Raw genomic sequence first — 19,690 nt, forward strand, 5'->3', positions numbered from 1 at the left:
ACAACCTTCAGCTCCCAACCCCACCCTCACCGCCTCATCCTCCGCTCATAAGCCGCCAACACCGTCCTCTCCGACTGCACCAAATAAGCCTCCAACAACTGCGTAGCCTCCTCCGCCCGACCTTCCTCCAAGCTGCGCAAGATCGAAGCATTCATATCCACATAAGGCAGATGCAAAAACTCCGGATCATTCAGCAGCCCAAAAGCCAACCTAAGTTCAGCCGACATCTGCCCATAGAAAACTTCCAGCCGTGGGCTGTCGGCCAGTTCGACGATGGCGGTGTGGAACATCATGTTGGCGGTGCCGACGGCGACCCAGTCTTTGTGGGCGCGGGCGTGGATGCCGGCTTCGACGGCTTCGCGCATGTGCAGGGCGCCGGGGTGTTTGGGGTAGCCCTGGGCGAGGGCTTTGCATTCAATGAAGCGGCGTACGCGGTAGATGTCGATGATCGAGGCCATGTCGGGTTCGGCCACGGTGACGCCGCGGTTGGGTTCGTGTTTGAGCAGGCCTTCGCGGGTGAGGACGCGGAAGGCTTCGCGCAGGGTGTTGCGGGAGATGTTGAGGCTGTCGGCCAGGGCGGCTTCGGACAGGCGTTGGCCTGGAACGAGTTCGCCCTCGACCAGCATTCTGCGGATTTCGTGGGTGATGGAGGCCCCCAGTGTGCGAGGCAGGGCGGGAGAAGCGTCGTTCATAAGGCATCCATGGGTGGGAAAGACCGCGTGGATATTCCAACAGAGGCAGCGGTGTCGCACAAGGATGATGCACCCGGTGTGCATCATTAGGTAGCGCCGGCAGGGCAGAAAGTAACAATGTGGTGCTTTTGACTCACTCAAGACTCATAGATTGTTCAACAATAAATCCTTTGCTCACCTACAGTTAGACCCAGTTATCAGGGCTTTGGCATGCTCATTGCTCTGTCGAGGTATCCCCCATTGTAGGAATGATGCCGTGACACAGACGACTCAAGCATTCACCAAGGCGCGGCGTTCATCGCTGATAGCGGCGATATTTATGATGGCGACGTCGGCGATTGGCCCTGGGTTTCTGACCCAGACGGCGACTTTCACTGCGACCTTGGGCGCGGCCTTTGCGTTCGGGATTCTGGCCTCGATTCTGATCGACTTTGTGGTGCAACTGAACGTTTGGCGGATTGTTACGCTGACCAAGATGCGTGCGGCAGACTTGGCCAACGCGGCGATTCCCGGCAGTGGTTACCTGCTGACGGTGTTGGTGCTGTGCGGGGGCCTGGTGTTTATGTTGGGCAATATTGCCGGGGCGGGCCTGGGTTTGAATGTCTTGACCGGCCTGGACCCGAAGTGGGGCGGGGCATTCAGTGCGCTGTTGGCGGTGGCGATTTTCTCGTCCCATCGGGCGGGCATTGCCATGGACCGCATCATGATGGCGTTGGGTGTTCTTAAGGTGTGCTTGATTGCGTTCGCGGCCTTTGCGACGCATCCGCCGTTGGGCGAGGCCCTGCGTCAGGCGGTGTGGCCTGACTTTGTTGATTTTGCGGCCATCACCACCATCGTCGGCGGCACGGTGGGTGGCTATATCACCTATGCCGGCGCTCACCGTTTGCTCGATCGCGGCACCGTTGGGGTGGAGAACATTGAGGCGGTGTCGCGGGCGGCGCTGACCGGCATCCTGGTCACCGGTGTGGTTCGCTACGTATTGTTTCTGGCTATTCTTGGCGTGGTGGCCAGTGGCGTGGTGATCGATGTGTCGGGCAAGGGTGCCAACCCTGCCGGGCAGGCGTTCGAGGCGGCGGCGGGTGAAGTGGGCTTGTTGATGTTTGGCCTGGTGTTGTGGGCCGCTGGTATTAGCAGCGTGATCGGTGCGTCCTATACGTCGATGTCGTTTATCACGGTGTTCTCGAAAAACATTACCGAGCGCGGCCGTAACCTGGCCACGGTGGTGTTTATCGTGGTGGCCCTGGCGGTCTACCTGCTGATCGGCAAGCCTCCGGCGGCGCTGTTGGTATTCGCGGGCGGTTTCAATGGCCTGATTCTGCCCCTGGGCCTGAGTATATTTATGTATGTGGGCTGGCGCCGCGCCGACCTTATGGACGGCTACCACTACCCGCGCTGGCTGCTGATACTGGGCGTGCTGACCTGCCTGCTGTCGTGGTTCATGGCCTACAAATCGGCCGGTGCCATCTTTGCCTTTATTGGCGCGGCCTAATTAATTGGAGGTGTTCCCGATGCGTGCGATTGACCTGAACAGCGACCTGGGTGAGAGCTTTGGCGCTTGGAGCATGGGCGATGATGCGGCCATGCTGGAGGTGGTCACCAGTGCCAATATTGCCTGTGGTTTCCACGCGGGCGACCCGGCCGGCATTTTGCGGACGCTCAAGGCCGCCGTGGCGAAGAACGTCAGTGTGGGCGCCCACGTGGCCTACCCCGACAAGGTCGGCTTTGGCCGGCGCAATATGGACGTCACCAGTGAAGAACTGACCGCCGACGTGATCTACCAGATCGGCGCGCTGCAAGGTTTGGCCAAGGCCGCGGGCACGTCGGTGAGCTACGTGAAACCCCACGGCGCCCTGTACAACACCATCGCCCATGACCGGCGCCAGGCACTGGCGGTGATCGCCGCCATTCGTGCGGTTGACCCCACGCTGGTACTGGTGGCGTTGGCGGGCTCTGAGCTGATCGAACTGGCCCGCAGCGAGGGCTTGCCGTGCATTGCCGAAGCGTTCGCCGACCGTGCTTACACGCCCCAGGGCACGTTGGTGTCGCGTCGCGAGCCCGGTGCTGTATTGCATGACCCACAGTTGGTGGCCGAGCGCATGCTGCGCCTGGTGCAAGACGGCACCCTGGAAGCCATCGATGGCAGCCAGACCCGCATCCAGGCCGATTCCATTTGCGTGCACGGCGACAGCCCGGCTGCCGTGGAAATGGCCCGGGCGCTGCGCCAGGTGCTGGAGCAGGCCAATGTAGCGTTGCGGCCTTTTGCCGGGGTGCGCCCATGAGCGCCCTCGAACAGGCTCGCCAAGCCGCCATCGCCGCCGCCCGCGACGCCCGCGTGGCCTACCGGGGTGGTCGCGTCAGCCCTACGGCCGGTATCGCGCCAGGCCTGACCCAAGCCAACCTGATCGCCCTGCCCCGGGAATGGGCCTACGATTTTTTGTTGTACGCCCAGCGTAATCCAAAAGCGTGCCCGATTCTGGATGTCAGTGACGCGGGCCAGCCGAGCACATTGCTGGCGGAGGGCGCCGACCTGCGCACTGACCTGCCGCTGTACCGCATCTGGCGCGATGGGAAGTTGGTCGAGGAAGTCAGCGACGCCACCCAAGCCTGGGCCGAGCATGACGACATGGTGGCGTTCTTGATTGGTTGCAGCTTTACCTTTGAAACGGCCCTGCAAGAGGCCGGTATCGAAGTACGCCACATCGCTGATGGCCGCAACGTGCCGATGTACCGCACTAACCGCGCCTGCCGCCCCGCCGGGCGCTTGCACGGGGAAATGGTGGTGTCGATGCGCCCGATCCCGGCGGCCCAGGTGGCCCAGGCCAGTGCTATCTCGGGGCGCTACCCTTCGGTGCATGGCGCCCCGGTGCACATCGGCGAACCGGCGCTGCTGGGCATCGACGACCTGAGCCGCCCCGATTTCGGTGAGGCGGTGCGCATCGAGCCGGGGGAAATTCCGGTGTTTTGGGCCTGTGGCGTGACGCCCCAGGCGGCGGTCATGGCTTCGGGCGTGCCGTTTGCCATCACCCATTCGCCGGGCCATATGTTTATCACCGACGTGCCCGACAGCACTTACCACGTCTAGGAGTCTGCTGTGCGTTTTCTACCGGTCAACCTGGACGCCCTGCTCGTCGAATTGAATGACCTCGACGAAACCCTGGCCTTATTCGACGCTTTGAGCGCCGAGCCGATTGCCGGTGTGGAAGAAATCATTCCCGCCGCGCGAACGCTGCTGATTCAATTTCGCCCCAGTGCCATCGAGCGCCAGGCCTTGGTGCAGCGCATCGCCGGGCAAGACCTCAGCCAGCGCCGGGAAGCCGTGCTGCACCGGGTAGAAATACCAGTGCACTACAACGGCGAGGACCTCGACGAGGTGGCCAGCCTGCTGCAGATCAGCCGCGCCGAGGTCATTCAGCGGCACACGGCCCACGATTACAGCGTGGCTTTTTGCGGTTTTGCCCCCGGCTTTGCCTACCTCACCGGCGGTGCTGGTTTTCAGGTGCCGCGTCGGCAAACCCCGCGCACCCGCATCCCCGCCGGTGCGGTGGCCCTGGCGGGCAATTTCAGTGGCGTTTACCCGCAGGCCAGCCCCGGTGGCTGGCAAATCATCGGCGTCACGCCGTTGCAGATGTGGGACATGAACCGCGCTGAACCGGCCTTGCTGCGCCCCGGCTATAAAGTGCGCTTTACCGATGCCGGCCCGCTTCCGGCGGCAGGCCTGCCGGGGCCAAATACGCCCGCGCGGGCTGCCGAACCTAGCGGCGCCTACCTAGAGATCATCAGCCCAGGCTTGCACAGCGTTCTGCAAGACCTCGGCCGCCCAGGCCAGACCGGCCAAGGCGTGTCCCGCTCCGGCGCGCTCGACACCGGGGCCCTGCGCGCGGCCAACCGCGCCGTGGGCAACGCCACCGACATGGCCTGTGTGGAATCGGTGCTCGGTGGCCTCAGTTTTGTCTGCCATGGCCGGGCGGTGATCGCGGTCACGGGGGCGCAAACCCCGTTGAGCATCACCAACGCCAGCGGCCTGCAATGGCAGGCCGACAATTACCAACCCATCGAACTGGAAGCCGGCGACCAGGTGCGCCTGGGCGCCCCGGTAGCCGGGCTGCGCAGCTACCTGGCGATACGCGGCGGTTTCGCGGTTGCGCCGGTGCTCGGCAGTTTGTCCACCGACACCCTGGCCCAGGTTGGCCCCCCCGCGTTAGCCGCAGGTGACCGCCTGGGCTTCAACCCGCGGACCACGGGCACCAGTGTATCCATGGGGGAGACCCCGGCCTTTGCCCTGCCCGATGCCAGCAGCATCGTCACCCTGGACGTGGTGATGGGCCCGCGCACCGACTGGTTTACCGAAGACGCTATCGCACTGCTCAGCAGCCAACTTTGGCGCGTGACCCCGCAGTCCAACCGCGTGGGTATTCGGTTGGCGGGGGATACCCCGCTGGCGCGCAGTAATCACCAGGAGCTGCCCAGCGAAGGCACCTCGGTGGGCGCCATTCAGGTGCCCGCCAGCGGCCAGCCGGTGTTGTTTCTGGCCGACCACCCGTTGACCGGCGGTTACCCGGTGATCGCGGCGGTGGCCAGCTACCACTTGGACCTGGCCGGGCAAATACCGGTCAACGCGCAGATTCGCTTCAACCCTTTAGGCGGCTTCGACGACATCCAGCCCAGCGCAGAAGCCTCTTTTTCCACTGCCGATGCGAAGAAAACCCCATGAAAAAATTATTGATCGCCAACCGTGGCGAAATCGCCGTACGCATCGCCCGCGCTTGCCGGGACTACGGCATTCAATCGGTCGCGGTGTATGCCGATGCCGACATCGACGCCCAGCACGTACACCAGGCTGACGAAGCCTTCGCCCTCGATGGCCAGCGCCCGGCCGAGACCTACCTGGCGATCGACAAGTTGCTCGCCGTGGCCAAACGCAGCGGTGCCGACGCCGTGCACCCCGGCTACGGTTTTTTGTCCGAACGGGCCGAGTTCGCTCGGGCGGTGATCGATGCAGGGCTGATTTGGGTCGGGCCGAACCCAGACACCATCGACGTGCTGGGCGACAAGGTCCAAGCGCGCAAAATTGCCCAGCAGGTAGGTGCGCCGCTGGTGGCTGGCACCCCGGGGCCGGTGGAAAATGCCGCCCAGGTGCTGGCCTTTGCTGAGCAACACGGCCTGCCTATCGCTATTAAGGCCGCTTTCGGTGGTGGCGGGCGCGGCATGAAAGTCGCCTGGCGCTTGGACGAGGTGGCCGAACTGTTCGCATCGGCCGTGCGTGAGGCCGAGGCCGCGTTTGGCCGTGGCGAGTGTTTCGTCGAGCAATTCCTCGACCGCCCGCGGCATATCGAGGCGCAGATACTGGCCGACAAACACGGCAAAGTGGTGGTGGTCGGCACCCGCGACTGCTCCCTGCAGCGGCGCAACCAGAAGCTGGTGGAAGAAGCCCCAGCGCCCTTCATCAGCGAGCAGCAGCGCCAACGCATTCACCAGGCCGCCCAGGATATCTGCGCCAAGGCCAACTATGTAGGCGCTGGCACGGTGGAGTTTTTGCTGAGCCAGGACGGTACGCTGTCGTTTCTGGAGGTCAACACGCGCTTGCAGGTGGAGCACCCGGTGACCGAAGAGACCACCGGCGTCGACCTGGTGATCGAACAACTGCGCATCGCCGACGGCTTGCCGCTGTCCATCAGCGAAACCCCGACCCCGCGCGGCCACAGTTTCGAATTTCGCATCAATGCGGAAGACCCGGGCAAAGGCTTTCTGCCAACTCCTGGCCACATCACTGTGTTCCACCCCCCCTCAGGCCCTGGCGTACGCCTGGACAGCGGTGTCATCAGCGGCTCGCAAGTGCCGAGCAACTTCGACTCGATGATGGCCAAACTGATCGTCAGCGGCGCCACCCGCGAACAAGCCATCGCCCGCGCCCGCCGCGCCCTGGCTGAATTCAACATCGAAGGCATCGCCTCGGTGCTGCCTTTCCATCGCGCGGTGATGGAGCATGCCGACTTCACCGGCGCGGACCGCTTTGCCGTGCACACCCGCTGGATCGAAACCGATTTCGCCGACCAAGTCACCCTCGCCCACCGCAGCGACACGCCGGCCGACCCGGGTGTACTGCGCACCTTCGTCGAGATCGACGGCAAACGCCACGCGCTGGGCCTGCCAACCGCGCTGTTGCAGGGCCTGAGCCTGCCAGATACCCGCCGCGAAACCACCCCCGCCGCAGAACCCGCCGACCCAAATGCCGTGCTAACCCCGGTGGCGGGCAACCTGTACGCCTGGGTGGTGGAAGAAGGCGACAGCGTGAGCAGCGGCCAGGTGATTGCCGTGGTTGAAGCGATGAAAATGGAAACCTCAGTGCTGGCGCCGTGCGCTGGGCGGGTACGGATTAGCCAAGCGGCGGGGGAATATTTCGAAGCGGGTGCTGTTATTGGGCGCATCGAGGTTGGTGATTGATGCCGAACAGATCGGGGGCAAGCCCCCTCCTACGTTTGGATGTGTGGACGCATGAACGTGTGCGCGCATGAACGTATGGGCGCATGAACGCATGAACGCATGAACGCATGAACGCATGAACGTGTGAACGCATGAACGCATGAACGTGTGAACGCATGAACGTATGGCTCGTAGGAGGGGGCTTGCCCCCGATCTGTTCCGCGCCCCCCATCACCCCTACCCTCGCGCCAATAACCGCTCCACCTGCACCAACTCCCAGGTACTAAGCAAGCTAACCGGGTCGGTGCCAAAACGTTGGTCGGTGTCGAGCGACCATTGGCGGCCGTCCGGGGTTTGGCAGTGGGTGCAGTGGTGCAGGTGATAGCCGTCGAAATCCAGGCTCAGGTGCCAACCGTCGATATCGACTTGCTGCAGGCCGAGCCGGCGCAAGGGGCGGAGCCCCAAGGCAGCGTCGCGTAATTGTTGATAGACCTCGCGGGCCTTGAGGGTGGGCATTGGGGCGCCTTTCGTTACGGGCTGACGCGTTCGAAGCGCTGCACGACCACCGGCGGGCCCCACTGCTCGCCTACGCTTTCTTCCATCAGCACGAACCCGTGCTGCTCATAAAGTGCACGCGCCGCGTCCAGGCCTTGGAACGTCCATAGCCGCACGCAGGTGAAGCCTTGCTGGTCGCAGAACTGCAGCGCCTGGCTCAATAACTGGCGGCCCAGGCCGGCGCCTTGGGCTTGGGGATCGACGATAAACCAGCGTATCAGCGCAACCTTATCGCCCGGTGCATCGCCATCGACGCTCACCGAACCGACGATCTGCTCCTCCTGCATCGCCACCCAGACCCCATTGCGCGGTGCGCCCAGGCGCCCGGCGAATTCCGCTAGACCACTGGCAACCTGGCTTTCGAAGAACTGCCCGAAGCCCGCGTGCTGCGCGTAGAAGGTGGCATGAAGCTGCGTGACTCGGCCGATCAAGCCCGGTTGGTAGCCGCATTGAATAGAAGTCATATCAGCGCCTGCACGAAAAGACCGAAGGCCCCACAGGTTAACCCAACCCGGCGATGACCGCCCCGCTCAGGCGAATTCGACGCGGTTACGCCCATTCTCTTTTGCCCGGTACAGGGCTTGGTCGCTGCGCGAAAGCACCGCATCGGGGCTGTCATCGCCCCGGCCCAGGGCGCTGATGCCGATGCTCACGGTGAGCGGCAGGTTATCGCCGTCGAAGGTCAGCGGCGCTTTGGCCAATTCCGACTGCAAGCGCTGAGCGAAGGCCGTGGCGTCTTTGGTGTTGGTGTCGGGCAACAGCACCGCGAATTCCTCACCGCCCAAGCGCCCGGCGCTGTCGGATACGCGCAGTTGGCGGCTCAACAGGTTGGCGAAGTGCCGCAGCGCCAGGTCACCAAACGCGTGGCCGAAACGGTCATTGATGCTTTTGAAGTGGTCCAGGTCGCACATGAGCACACTGGTGGTGTGGGTTTCATTACGACGGGCGCGCCCCAGTTCAGCGTCGAGCTGATGCATAAAGTGTCGCCGGTTGGGCAACTGGGTCAGAAAGTCGATGGTGGCCAAGGTCTTCAGCTCAGCTTCCATTTTCTTGCGTTCGGTGATGTCGGTGGTCGTGCCGACCATGCGTATGGGCTGGCCATTCGCATCACGGCTGATCACCTTGCCGCGGCTGGCGATCCATTTATAGCGCCCGTCCTTGCACCGGATACGGTGCTCCACCTCGTAGCTAGGGGTGATCTGCTGAAAGTGCGCCTGGATACTGGCCTGCACGTAGGGCAGGTCGTCAGGGTGCAGGCGGTGATAGCTTTCATCAATCGACGTGCCGATCTCATCTTCGCCGTAACCCAGGATGGCTTTCCAGCCAGTTGAATAGTGGATTTCATCGGTGGCCACATTGCGGTCCCAAATACCGGTGCCACTGTTGTTGATCGCCAGGGCCATACGCAGCTCGCTCTCACGCATGGCCGCCACTTCATCGCGCAGCACGGCCCTGGCGTGGTCACCTTCCACGGCGATGCCCGCCAGGTGAGCCAGGTCGGTGAGCAGGGCGTGTTCTTCGTCAGTGAGCTCGCGGAAGCGGCCGTCAAGCAATATGAAATCGCCCAGGCGCTTGCCCTCGGCACTCATGATGGGCTCGACCACGTGCAAACTGGCGTTAGTCGAGCGCGCTGGCACTCGGCTCGAGGCATCACCGATGCAGGATCGCAGCTTAAGCCGCTCGCCTTCGTGCTCGACTATCAACGCAGTGGCCACCTTGAAGTGGCGATGGGCCAAGCGGGTCAACGCGTCAAAGCGCTCATCCGCAACGCGGGTTCGGCCAACGTCAGAATCCAATAAGGCACTGATGCTCATGTTTTCGGCCGTCGCGGGCCTGCTGGCGGTATCGACATTGTGGGGGCACCGCTCCGGGGGTCAGTTCGGGCCCGCTACACAGGGCCGCTAAATGCGCTTCGAGTACTAAACAGGGCTAATCCGATGATAACGGTGCTGGTCGCAAGCGCACCGGGATCGAAACCCTGAACCTCTTTGAACCACCAGGTGCACATCACCATTCCCGTGACGAATAGGCTCAAGCCTAGCCATTTGCGCACGACATAACGGTGCAGGCCGGCAAACAGTAGCAAAAACAGGATAAATCCTGCGGTGTACTGGGCAATTTCGCTCATTTCATTTCAATCCGTTGAAAGAAGATAAGAGTTTTTCAAAACCGGTCAGACGCCAGAGAGGGCCCTGTCCGGGCCCCGTCGAGCGTACCACCGAGTAACTAATGACAACCATTTACGCGCGTGGTTCGTCTATCGACGGCCTGCATGAGGGCGATAGATTATTTTTTGTGCAAGAAAATGAACCGAAGCCGCTAATGATGGCACTAAGACATCAACTTCCTGTCTATGCCCAGACAGATGCCCAGGCGACCTCACTTTTCAGCACAGCCGGTGCAATATGCCAATTTCAGACGCGGTGTCACCCGCCTTCAAAACCGATGCTCAAGCGCTCGAGGCTATCGAACGCAAGATCGCATCGGGCCTTTGTCGCCTGCGTTTCAGCCCGGCTATCGAAGCCCAATACGAAAGCGAAACCCGAGTAGAGCGCAACCGCTTCTTAGCGCTCACGGGTTTGGTAGGCGTATTGGTCTACAACTGCTTTCTGATCAACGATTACCTGTCGCTGAACGACGCGTTCCACATCATCGCCCTGGGCCGCCTAGGGGTTTTCACCCCGGCAATCATTTTGACCCTGATCATCCTGCCGCATTTGCATTCGCGGGGTGCACGCGAGGGCCTGGCATCGTTTGGCAGCGTGCTGTCGGTCATTCTGCCGCTGGTGGCCATGCTGTTCAGCGATAGCCCGTACCGTATGCACTTCCAGATGGGCACCATATTGAACATGGTGTTCTGCACCATGATTCAACGCCTGCCCTTTCAATACGCCTGCGGTTCCATCGTCATCATGGTAAGCCTGCAAATGCTGGCGACCTTTGTCTCGGGCGCCATGGAATTTGCCGTGTGGCGGGCCAATAGCCTGTTTTTTATCGCCGCTGCGATCTTCTTGCTGATGGGCTCTTACTTTCTCGAACGCGATAGCCGCATGGCCTACCTGTTTGCCCTGCGCGGGCGAATTTTGCAGTCGCAACTCACGACCATGGCGCGGACCGACTCGCTGACCAACCTGTACAACCGCCGTTACTTGGTAGAGGTCACCGAAACCACCTGGGAAGACGCCTTGTACTCGCCCCGCAATGTTTCAGTGATTCTGCTCGATATCGACAACTTCAAAGCCTTCAACGACACCTACGGGCATATGCAGGGCGACCAGTGCCTGCAACGGTTGAGCGCCTGCATCAAGAAAACCGCCAGCCAGGAAGACACCTGGGTGTTTCGCTTCGGCGGCGAAGAAATCCTCGTACTGATGCTCAATGCCCAACCAGCCGAAGCCCGCAGCATGGCCGAACGACTGCGCGCCGAGGTCATGGCTGCGGCGATCCCCCACCCGGTCATGGGCGCCGAGGCCGTGGTGACGATTAGCCTGGGCATCGCCAGCGGCATTGCGCCGCACATCCGCGCTGATGATTTGATCGCCTCTGCCGATACAGCGTTATACGCCGCCAAAAAAGCCGGCAGAAACCGTGTGTGTTGTGCCCGCCCCGAAGTGGTGAATGCCTGACTGACCGCCAACCAATACGCCTCGTTTGCCCCCAATTAACCGTGAGCTGTAGCGGAACACGCTATGGCCAAACCTAAACGAGAAATGGAGTTTCTCAAAAAGGCCTAAAAGGCTGTCACTGAGCCCCAGTGAGCGAGAACCTGATGAACTTATTAGCCCCTGCCGTTTACGTTACCAACCGCGTTCGCTTCCCCATAAAATTTGTGATCCTGGGGATTATCATCTTCATCCCCTTGCTGCTGCTCGGTACCCGCATCATGCAGGGGCTAAACGCCAGCATCACCAGCCTGACCCATGAACAAATCGGTCAGCAATACTTGCAGAACGTCACTCCGGTGCTGCGCCTGAGCATGATGCAGCGCGCTTTGTCCCAGCGCCTGCTCAGTGGCGACACCAGCGCCAGCGCCGATTTAGTACGCAACGCCGAGAAACTCGACGACGCCTATGCGGCCCTGGCCAAATCCGATGACACCCTGGGTAAAGGGCTGGAAACCGCCGACCGCGTGCAAAAGCTGCGGGCTGACAGCCGCCAGTTGACCGAGCGGGTCAAGGCCGGCGAACCAGCCTTAGTAATGTTCGGAGCCTGGAACGACCAGCTCACCAGCGTGCTGAACTTTATCTACTACGTTTCGGCCACCTCCGGCATGGTGCTGGATGAAGACTACGGTTCGCTGTTTCTGATCGACCTGAGCACACTGCGCCTACCCCGTCAGATCAACATGATCGGGCAACTGCGCGGCTTGGCCAGCGGGTTCGACTCCAGCCGTACGCCCAATGAAGCCACCCGCTCCTTTACCTTGACGCTGCTCAAGCAAGAACAGCAGATCCGCCAGGAATTGCTACAGAGCTTACGACTGCTGCGCCGTGAAGAACCGGGACTTGCCGATACGGTGGAGCAGCCCATCAATGCGGCGGTGACCGAACTGGAAAGCCTGCGCCGCGACCTCAACGACTATTTGGACCCCACCACCCCCTCGACGGTGGTCGCCAATACCCTTGGCGAGCGCGGCAATGCCGTGGTCGCGCTGTTCTACAAGGCGCAGGAGCAGATGCAGGCCACCCTGCGCGACGAGTTGGCTTCGCGCCTGCATGCGCGCAGCAGTGAGCGCGCCTTTGTCATCGGCTTGTTTGTGGTCATCGGCGCATTGCTGCTGTATGCCTTTGCCGGCATCTATAGCGCGCTGCGTAGCGCTGTCGACGAACTGCTGAAAGTCACCGCGCGTATTGCCGAGGGCGACCTGACGGCACGCGTTCGCGTGCGCAGCCGAGATGAAATTGGCGATGTGGGTACTGGCTTGAATAGCATGGTCGAAGCGTTTTCCAGCTCGCTGAGCCAGGTCGAACGCAGTTCGCAGTCGGTTTCCGAGGCGGCCCTGCGCTTGGAGCGCTCGATTGGCCAGGCCAAGGTATCGATGAACGCTCAGCAAGGGGAAACCGAACAAGTGGCCACGGCGATCAATGAAATGACCGCCAGTGTCGCCGACGTGGCACAGAACACCGAAGGCGCCGCACGCGCTGCCGAAGAGGCCAGCAGTGCGTCCAACAAAGGCCTGCAGGTGATGCGCGACACCCACGCAACCATCGAAGCCCTGGCTGAAGAAGTGGAGCTCAGCGCCCGCAAAGTTGAAGCGCTGGCCACCCACAGCCAGGAAATCGGTGGCGTTATCGAGGTGATTCGTACCATTGCCGACCAGACCAACCTACTCGCCCTCAACGCTGCCATCGAAGCCGCGCGCGCCGGCGAACAAGGCCGCGGGTTTGCCGTGGTGGCTGACGAAGTACGCACCCTGGCCTCGCGCACGCAAAACTCCACAGAGGAAATCCGCCGTATCATTCTGCAATTGCAAAGCGCCACCGACGCGGCCGTACAGCAAATGAAAGCGGGCCAAGGCCGTGCTCAAGCGTGCATTGAGTCAGCGGCTCAAGCCTCGGGCAGCCTGACGCTGATCAACCAGGCGGTGGACGGCATCGTGGGCATGAACACGCAAATTGCCAGTGCCGCGGTGCAGCAGCACTCGGTATCCGAAGACATCAACCGCAATGTCATCGGTATCCGCAACAGCAGTTCCGTCGTGATGGAGGGGGTAGAAGACAACGCCGTTACGGCTGATGAACTCTCATTGCTGGCTAATGAGTTGCGTACCGTTGTAAGCCGCTTTCAGTTGTCCAAAGGCTGAAACCGGACGGTTCTGATAGGCTCGGCGCGCTCACTAATGCACCTTGAGCGCCCCGCCGAGCGCTGAACCCCAGGCATCGTCGAGGAATGGGCCCCAGGTGTTGGGGCCCTGTCATTTGCGCCGTGGTGCTCGGCGGAAAACGCCAGCCAGGGCGTCCATCTCGGCCTCCGTCAACAGCCCTGCCGGGTAGCGCTCTAGCATCGAACGGCGCGGGTCGACCTTATTGACGCTGGCGCCGCCGTTGCTCTTCAACCAGCGAGCAAGCATCTGCATGGACTCGCGGCTGAGGGCTGATTGCGATACCGATTCGCTGGTTGAATTCATATTCATATCCTCCCTGTTCCGTGAGCGGCCACTTTAAGCAAACTTCGTGACGAAATGACGAAGTTCTACGCGCGGGCATTTCTATAGAAAACACCTGGCAGGCAGTGAACGATACAAAAGATATGCCACTCACCATATCGAAAACAATCGGACAAAAAAAAGCCCGACGAACGTGGTCGGGCGTGATGGGTTTTTACCGCGCCGGAGCGGGTTGTTGCTGGGTCAGGCAATGGATATTGCCCCCTCCTAGTAACAGCTCACGGCCTGGGACCATGACCACCTCGTGGTCCGGAAACAGCCGCTGCAGAATCGTTTCGGCTTCAGCATCCAGGGGGTCCGCGAAGCTCGGGGCGATCACCGCGCCGTTAACGAACACGAAGTTGACGTAAGAGCCCGCCAGGCGAACCGATGGGTTGCGTTCTTGGCTGCCGGCCACTAAATCGACCCCTGCGCATTCCTCTTCGGTGGCATAGAGCGGCCCTGGAATAGGCATCTTGTGCACTATCAAAGTGCGATCACGGGCGTCGCGGGTATTTTCAAGCACGCGCAAGGCTGCCTGGCAGCGCGGGTAATTGGGGTTTTCCGGATCATCTGTCCAGGCCAGTAACACTTCCCCTGGGCGCACGTAACAGCAAAAGTTATCCACATGGCCGTCGGTTTCATCGTTGAACAGGCCGTGGGGCAGCCAGATTATTTTGTCCACCGCCAAGTGTTCGCTGAGCACCGCTTCGATCTGCTCGCGGCTCAAATGCGGGTTGCGATTGCGGTTGAGCAGGCATTCTTCGGTGGTGATCAGCGTACCTTCACCGTCGACATGGATAGACCCGCCTTCGAGCACGAAACCTTCGGTGTGGTAGCGCGGGCAGCGCTCGATTTCCAGCACTTTACCCGCCACTTGCGTGTCCCGCTGCCAAGGTGAGTACAGGCCACCGTCGAAGCCACCCCAGGCATTGAACGCCCAATCGACGCCGCGCACTTCGCCTGTGTCATTGATGACAAAGGTCGGGCCGGTGTCGCGCATCCAGGCGTCATCATTGCTGATTTCCACCACGCGAATATTGGGCACGTCCAGGCGCGCCCGGGCGTTGTCGTACTGGGCCGCCGACACCGCCACGGTGACCGGTTCGAAGCGCGCGATGGCTTTAGCCAAGGCCACATGGGCCGCCTGTACCGGCTTGCCGCCCAAGCGCCAGTTGTCCGGGCGCTCGGGCCAGATCATCCACATTTGGGTCTGCGCTGCCCATTCGGCAGGCATATAAAAGCCGTCGGCGCGGGGGGTGCTAGTGAGCGTAGTCATAGACAAGCCTCAGGACTCCAACGAGCCGTCCAGGGTTTTAACCGCACCGTACAAGTTCGGCCGACGGTCACGGAAGGTGCCCCATGCGCTGCGCACGTGCTCCAACTGGTCGAGGTCGAAGCTGTGGACCAGCACGCCCTCCTCGGTTTCATTGAGCTCTTGCACTTTTTCGCCGAACTGGTTGGCAATGAACGATGAGCCGTAGAAGGTGATGTCGTAACCGTCCTGCTCTTCATTGCCGATACGGTTGCTGGCAATCAGCGGCATCAGGTTGGCCCCGGCGTGGCCCTGCTGAACACGCTGCCAGTGGTCACGCGAGGTAATGGTTTTGTCGTGGGGCTCGCTGCCGATAGCCGTTGGGTAAAACAGCAGCTCCGCGCCTTGAAGCGCCATGCTGCGGGCACATTCGGGGAACCACTGGTCCCAGCAGATACCCACGCCGATCTTCGCGTAACGGGTTTGCCACACCTTGAAACCGGTGTCGCCTGGGTTGAAGTAATACTTTTCGTGGTAGCCCGGGCCGTCCGGGATGTGGCTCTTGCGGTAAAGGCCCAGGTTGCTGCCATCGGCATCGATGATGGCGATGGTATTGAAGCGCGCCCGGCCGGCCAATTCGAAGAAGCTGATCGGCAGCACCACCTGGAGCTCTTTGGCCAACGCCTGAAAATGCGCGATGGCTGCATTGGCCTCGACGGTGGTTGCCAGTTGCAGGTAGTCCGGGTTGGGCTTTTGGCAGAAATACGGGGTCTCGAACAACTCCTGGATCAGAATGATCTGCGCGCCTTTGGCGGCCGCTTCACGGACCAGCTTCTCGGCGGTGGCGATATTCGCCTGGCGATCCCAGGAACAGGCCATCTGGGTGGCGGCGACGGAAACGATACGGCTCATGAAACCTCCGGAACAGGGTTGAACAGTGGATGGGGCACGTTATAGACGATATAAATCGGTTTTTGAAGTGGTCATTTTCGATAAATACTCCTCTGTAAGCCTAGGCGAGGGCCTAACCGAAAACAAAAAACCGATAATTATCGTAATTTGCCCCAACGGTCATTACAGTTTGCGACACGCCTACCTACAAATAATGCATTTTTTCATATTCCCCTGCCCCTGCCGATACCCTGGGTCAATGGGATAGAATGCCCACCAAACCAACAACTGCCGGGACCATTCGCGCCCCGAGCGGCTTTTGCAGAAGGGCACAACCGACATGCGCATCCTGATTACCGGCGGGGCAGGCTTCATCGGCTCGGCGCTGGTCCGGCATCTGATCGGCGAGACCGAGCACGACGTGCTTAACCTCGACAAACTCACCTATGCTGGCAATCTCGAGTCGCTGCACAGCATCGCCAGCAATAGCCGCTATGAGTTCGTCCAGGCCGATATCGTCGACCAGGCCAGCGTCAGTGCCGTACTTGCCCGTTTCCAACCCCAGGCCATCATGCACCTGGCTGCCGAATCCCACGTCGACCGCTCCATCGATGGGCCTTCGGCTTTTATTCAGACCAACATCGTCGGCACCTACAGCCTGCTCGAAGCCACCCGGGCCTACTGGCAAGGGCTGCCTGCCGCCGAGCGCGCGGGGTTTCGCTTCCACCATATTTCCACCGACGAAGTGTATGGCGACCTGCACGGGGTCGACGACCTGTTCACCGAGACCACCCCCTACGCGCCCAGCTCGCCCTATTCGGCCAGCAAGGCGGCGTCGGACCACCTGGTACGCGCCTGGCAACGCACCTACGGCTTGCCCGTGCTGATCACCAATTGCTCGAACAATTACGGCCCGTACCACTTCCCGGAAAAACTCATCCCCTTGGTGATCCTCAACGCCTTGGCCGGCAAACCGCTGCCGGTGTATGGCAACGGGCTGCAGGTGCGCGACTGGCTGTATGTCGAAGATCATGCCCGCGCGCTGTTTGAAGTCGTGAGCAAAGGCGAAGTCGGCCAGACCTACAACATCGGCGGCCACAATGAGCAGACTAATATCGACGTGGTGCGTGGTATCTGCGCCCTGCTCGAAGAACTGGCGCCGCAAAAACCCGCGGGGCTAGGCCAGTACGCCGACCTGATCACCTTTGTCAGCGACCGCCCTGGGCACGACCAGCGCTATGCCATCGACGCCAGCAAGATCGAACGCGAACTCGGTTGGGTGCCTCGGGAAACCTTTGCCACGGGCTTGCGCAAGACGGTGCAGTGGTATCTGGCCAACCTGGAATGGTGCCAGCGCGTGCAAGACGGCAGTTATCAGGGCGAACGCCTGGGCGCCACCGACTTTAAGGATTTGATCGCATGACCAAAGGTATCGTTCTGGCCGGCGGTTCGGGCACGCGCCTGCACCCATTGACCCTGGCCATCTCCAAGCAGTTGCTGCCGATCTATGACAAACCGATGATCTACTACCCGATCTCGGTGCTGATGCTGGCCGGTATCCGCGAGATCCTGATCATTTCCACGCCCCACGACCTGCCCCACTTTCGCCAGATGCTAGGCGATGGCAGCCAGTTCGGGGTGCGCTTCGAGTACGCCGAGCAACCAACCCCCGACGGCTTGGCCCAGGCGTTTCTGATCGGTGAAGCCTTTATTGGTAAAGACCCGGTCTGCCTGATTTTGGGCGACAACATTTTCCATGGCCAGCACTTCACCGAACAGCTGCAGCGCGCGAGCCAGCAGCCTTCGGGGGCCACGGTATTCGGCTACTGGGTCAAAGACCCGCAACGCTTTGGGGTGATCGAATACGACACCGACGGCCGCGCTCTGTCCATCGAAGAGAAACCCGCGCAACCCAAGTCCAGCTACGCGGTGACGGGGCTGTATTTCTACGATAACGACGTGATCGACATCGCCAAGGCAGTACGCCCCTCGCCGCGCGGCGAACTGGAAATCACTGACGTCAACAATGCCTATCTGCAGCGTGGCGACCTCCACGTCGAGCGCCTGGGCCGAGGCTTTGCCTGGTTAGATACCGGCACCCACGACAGCCTGCTGGAAGCTTCGCAGTACGTCCAAACCATCGAGCACCGCCAGGGCTTGAAGGTCGCCTGCCTCGAAGAGATCGCCTACATGAGCGGCTGGATCGATAGCGAACAGTTACTGGTACGCGCCAGGCAATTCGGCAAGACCGGCTATGGCCAGTACTTGCATAGCCTAGTTGGAGAACCGCGATGAACGTCATACAGACCGAGTTGGCCGACGTGCTGATCATCGAGCCCAAAGTGTTCGGTGACGAACGTGGGTTCTTTTATGAAAGCTTCAATGCGCGCGCCTTTGCCGAAATGACCGGCCTGCAGCTCAACTTTGTCCAAGACAACCACTCGCGCTCCCAGCGCGGCGTGTTGCGTGGGCTGCATTACCAAGTTGAAAACGCCCAGGGCAAACTGGTGCGGGTGGCCGCAGGCGAGGTATTCGACGTGGCGGTTGACCTGCGCCGCAGCTCGGCGAATTTCGGTCGTTGGGTGGGCGTGCATCTGTCGGCCCAGAACAACCGGCAAATGTGGGTGCCGCCCGGCTTTGCCCATGGTTTTGTGGTGCTCAGCGAGTACGCCGAATTCCTCTACAAGACCACTGACTACTACAACCCGGCGGCCGAACGCTGCATTGCCTGGGACGACCCGACCCTGGCCATCGACTGGCCAATCACCGAAGCCCCCCAGTTATCGGGCAAGGACCAGCAAGGCAAACGGCTAGAAGAGGCCGATGTATTCCCATGAAAGTCCTGATCACCGGGCGCTCCGGCCAATTGACCCGCGAACTGCAAATCGCCCTGCCTGCCGATGTCGAGCAGGTGGTGCTGGGCAGCGCCGAGCTTAACCTGGCCGACCCTGAGGCGATCCGCCAACAAGTGCGCGCCATACGCCCCGATTTGATCCTCAACCCGGCGGCCTATACCGCTGTGGACCTGGCGGAAAGCGAGGTCGAACAGGCCATGGCGATCAACGCCCGGGCGCCCGGCGTGTTGGCCGAAGAAGCCGCCGCCCTGGGCATCCCGCTGATTCATTACTCCACCGATTACGTGTTCGATGGGCAAAAGGCCGGTGCCTACCTGGAAACCGACGCCACTGCCCCGCTGAACGTCTATGGCCGCAGCAAGCTGGCGGGTGAGCAGGCGATCCGCGCCGTGGGCGGGCAGCACCTGATTCTGCGCACCAGCTGGGTGTATGCCGGGCACGGGCGCAATTTCTTGCTAACGATGCAACGGCTGCTGCAAGAAAAGCCGCACATGAAGGTAGTCGCCGACCAGATCGGCGCCCCCACCTGGGCCGGTACCCTGGCCAGTACCACAGCGGCGTTGATCCAGCATTGGCGCCAAGGCCAGGCTGGCCCCTGGGGCACTTACCATTTGACCTGCCAAGGCCATACCTCATGGTTCGGCTTTGCCGAAGCCATCGCGGCCCACTTGCAGGCCGAGGGCAAGCCGAACGCTACCCTGGAGCCCATCAGCGCCGCCAGTTGGCCCACCCCAGCCACCCGCCCACTGAACTCACGCCTCGATTGCCAACGCTTGCAGGCCGATTGGCAGGTCGAACTACCCGCTTGGGAAACGGCGCTGCAACTGTGCCTGGCCCAGCAGTGAGAGCGCATAATGCGGCCCATACCGTGCCGCAT

General features: G+C 61.4%; 19 protein-coding genes and 1 pseudogene. 12 read left to right on the forward strand and 8 right to left on the reverse strand.

Annotation, left to right across the window (positions count from 1 at the left end; all coding sequences use genetic code 11):
• Positions 1 to 26: 26 nt before the first annotated feature.
• Entirely contained in the window at positions 27 to 692 is a 666-nt protein-coding gene (locus QCL65_RS23990) for a GntR family transcriptional regulator (RefSeq protein WP_407313315.1), read from the reverse strand.
• A 256-nt stretch (positions 693 to 948) separates the two neighbouring features.
• On the opposite strand from QCL65_RS23990, the gene QCL65_RS23995 reads away from it, so the two are divergent.
• Genes QCL65_RS23995 through QCL65_RS24015 form a run of 5 tightly spaced genes read left to right on the forward strand, consistent with a single transcriptional unit; the run spans position 949 to position 7,133 of the window.
• Positions 949 to 2,181 (forward strand): NRAMP family divalent metal transporter, encoded by a 1,233-nt coding sequence (locus tag QCL65_RS23995; protein ID WP_407313317.1) that lies wholly within the window; start codon positions 949 to 951, stop codon positions 2,179 to 2,181.
• A 19-nt stretch (positions 2,182 to 2,200) separates the two neighbouring features.
• Positions 2,201 to 2,971 (forward strand): LamB/YcsF family protein, encoded by a 771-nt coding sequence (locus tag QCL65_RS24000; protein ID WP_407313319.1) that lies wholly within the window; start codon positions 2,201 to 2,203, stop codon positions 2,969 to 2,971.
• Positions 2,968 to 3,774, forward strand: a complete 807-nt coding sequence (locus QCL65_RS24005; protein WP_407313321.1) for a putative hydro-lyase — start codon at positions 2,968 to 2,970, stop codon at positions 3,772 to 3,774. The genes QCL65_RS24000 and QCL65_RS24005 overlap by 4 nt, the downstream gene beginning before the upstream one ends.
• Before the next feature lie 9 nt (positions 3,775 to 3,783).
• Positions 3,784 to 5,403 (forward strand): 5-oxoprolinase/urea amidolyase family protein, encoded by a 1,620-nt coding sequence (locus QCL65_RS24010; protein WP_407313323.1) that lies wholly within the window; start codon positions 3,784 to 3,786, stop codon positions 5,401 to 5,403.
• Positions 5,400 to 7,133 (forward strand): acetyl/propionyl/methylcrotonyl-CoA carboxylase subunit alpha, encoded by a 1,734-nt coding sequence (locus QCL65_RS24015; protein WP_407313325.1) that lies wholly within the window; start codon positions 5,400 to 5,402, stop codon positions 7,131 to 7,133. The genes QCL65_RS24010 and QCL65_RS24015 overlap by 4 nt, the downstream gene beginning before the upstream one ends.
• A 216-nt stretch (positions 7,134 to 7,349) precedes the next feature.
• Here the strand turns inward: QCL65_RS24015 and QCL65_RS24020 are convergent, their stop codons facing one another.
• The 4 genes from QCL65_RS24020 to QCL65_RS24035 all read right to left on the reverse strand — a co-directional run bounded on the left by QCL65_RS24020 (position 7,350) and on the right by QCL65_RS24035 (position 9,795).
• Positions 7,350 to 7,628, reverse strand: coding sequence for a hypothetical protein (locus tag QCL65_RS24020; RefSeq protein WP_407313327.1), 279 nt, complete (start codon positions 7,626 to 7,628; stop codon positions 7,350 to 7,352).
• A 14-nt stretch (positions 7,629 to 7,642) separates the two neighbouring features.
• Complete coding sequence (locus tag QCL65_RS24025; RefSeq protein ID WP_407313329.1) at positions 7,643 to 8,131, reverse strand: GNAT family N-acetyltransferase; 489 nt, start codon at positions 8,129 to 8,131, stop codon at positions 7,643 to 7,645.
• A gap of 66 nt (positions 8,132 to 8,197) precedes the next feature.
• Positions 8,198 to 9,481 (reverse strand): GGDEF domain-containing protein, encoded by a 1,284-nt coding sequence (locus tag QCL65_RS24030; protein ID WP_407313331.1) that lies wholly within the window; start codon positions 9,479 to 9,481, stop codon positions 8,198 to 8,200.
• Between the two features lie 74 nt (positions 9,482 to 9,555).
• Positions 9,556 to 9,795 carry a hypothetical protein gene (locus tag QCL65_RS24035; RefSeq protein WP_407313333.1) on the reverse strand — a complete coding sequence of 80 codons (240 nt, stop codon included), beginning with the start codon at positions 9,793 to 9,795 and terminating at the stop codon, positions 9,556 to 9,558.
• Between the two features lie 277 nt (positions 9,796 to 10,072).
• Here QCL65_RS24035 and QCL65_RS24040 point away from each other — a divergent pair, with 277 nt between their 5' ends.
• The 3 genes and pseudogenes from QCL65_RS24040 (at position 10,073) to QCL65_RS24050 (ending at position 13,470) form a co-directional block, all read left to right on the forward strand.
• Positions 10,073 to 11,293, forward strand: a complete 1,221-nt coding sequence (locus tag QCL65_RS24040) for a diguanylate cyclase (protein WP_407313335.1) — start codon at positions 10,073 to 10,075, stop codon at positions 11,291 to 11,293.
• Positions 11,294 to 12,342: 1,049 nt separating this feature from the next.
• A pseudogene (locus QCL65_RS24045) lies at positions 12,343 to 12,597 on the forward strand (HAMP domain-containing protein); the annotation flags it as partial.
• Between the two features lie 159 nt (positions 12,598 to 12,756).
• A complete protein-coding gene (locus QCL65_RS24050) occupies positions 12,757 to 13,470 on the forward strand; it encodes a methyl-accepting chemotaxis protein (RefSeq protein WP_407317003.1) in 714 nt (237 codons plus the stop codon).
• Between the two features lie 111 nt (positions 13,471 to 13,581).
• Here QCL65_RS24050 and QCL65_RS24055 read toward each other — a convergent pair whose 3' ends face one another.
• From QCL65_RS24055 to aguB, 3 genes are all read right to left on the reverse strand, one after another.
• Positions 13,582 to 13,794, reverse strand: coding sequence for a hypothetical protein (locus tag QCL65_RS24055; protein WP_407313337.1), 213 nt, complete (start codon positions 13,792 to 13,794; stop codon positions 13,582 to 13,584).
• A 193-nt stretch (positions 13,795 to 13,987) separates the two neighbouring features.
• Positions 13,988 to 15,091, reverse strand: coding sequence for an agmatine deiminase (aguA, locus tag QCL65_RS24060; RefSeq protein WP_407313340.1), 1,104 nt, complete (start codon positions 15,089 to 15,091; stop codon positions 13,988 to 13,990).
• A 9-nt stretch (positions 15,092 to 15,100) separates the two neighbouring features.
• Positions 15,101 to 15,979: an N-carbamoylputrescine amidase gene (aguB, locus tag QCL65_RS24065; RefSeq protein WP_407313342.1), complete on the reverse strand. Its 879-nt coding sequence runs from the start codon at positions 15,977 to 15,979 to the stop codon at positions 15,101 to 15,103.
• Positions 15,980 to 16,298: 319 nt separating this feature from the next.
• Between aguB and rfbB the strand changes: the two genes are divergently transcribed.
• The 4 genes from rfbB to rfbD are packed head-to-tail and all read left to right on the forward strand — an operon-like array spanning position 16,299 to position 19,658.
• On the forward strand, positions 16,299 to 17,381 hold the full coding sequence (gene rfbB / locus QCL65_RS24070) for a dTDP-glucose 4,6-dehydratase (RefSeq protein ID WP_407313344.1): 1,083 nt from the start codon (positions 16,299 to 16,301) through the stop codon (positions 17,379 to 17,381).
• Complete coding sequence (gene rfbA, locus QCL65_RS24075; RefSeq protein ID WP_407313346.1) at positions 17,378 to 18,253, forward strand: glucose-1-phosphate thymidylyltransferase RfbA; 876 nt, start codon at positions 17,378 to 17,380, stop codon at positions 18,251 to 18,253. Before rfbB ends, rfbA begins: the two co-directional genes overlap by 4 nt.
• Positions 18,250 to 18,795 (forward strand): dTDP-4-dehydrorhamnose 3,5-epimerase, encoded by a 546-nt coding sequence (rfbC, locus tag QCL65_RS24080; RefSeq protein WP_407313348.1) that lies wholly within the window; start codon positions 18,250 to 18,252, stop codon positions 18,793 to 18,795. Before rfbA ends, rfbC begins: the two co-directional genes overlap by 4 nt.
• Positions 18,792 to 19,658 carry a dTDP-4-dehydrorhamnose reductase gene (gene rfbD, locus QCL65_RS24085; RefSeq protein ID WP_407313350.1) on the forward strand — a complete coding sequence of 289 codons (867 nt, stop codon included), beginning with the start codon at positions 18,792 to 18,794 and terminating at the stop codon, positions 19,656 to 19,658. Before rfbC ends, rfbD begins: the two co-directional genes overlap by 4 nt.
• Positions 19,659 to 19,690 lie beyond the last annotated feature (32 nt).

The organism is Pseudomonas sp. nanlin1 (assembly GCF_045571515.1).
GTDB lineage: Bacteria > Pseudomonadota > Gammaproteobacteria > Pseudomonadales > Pseudomonadaceae > Aquipseudomonas.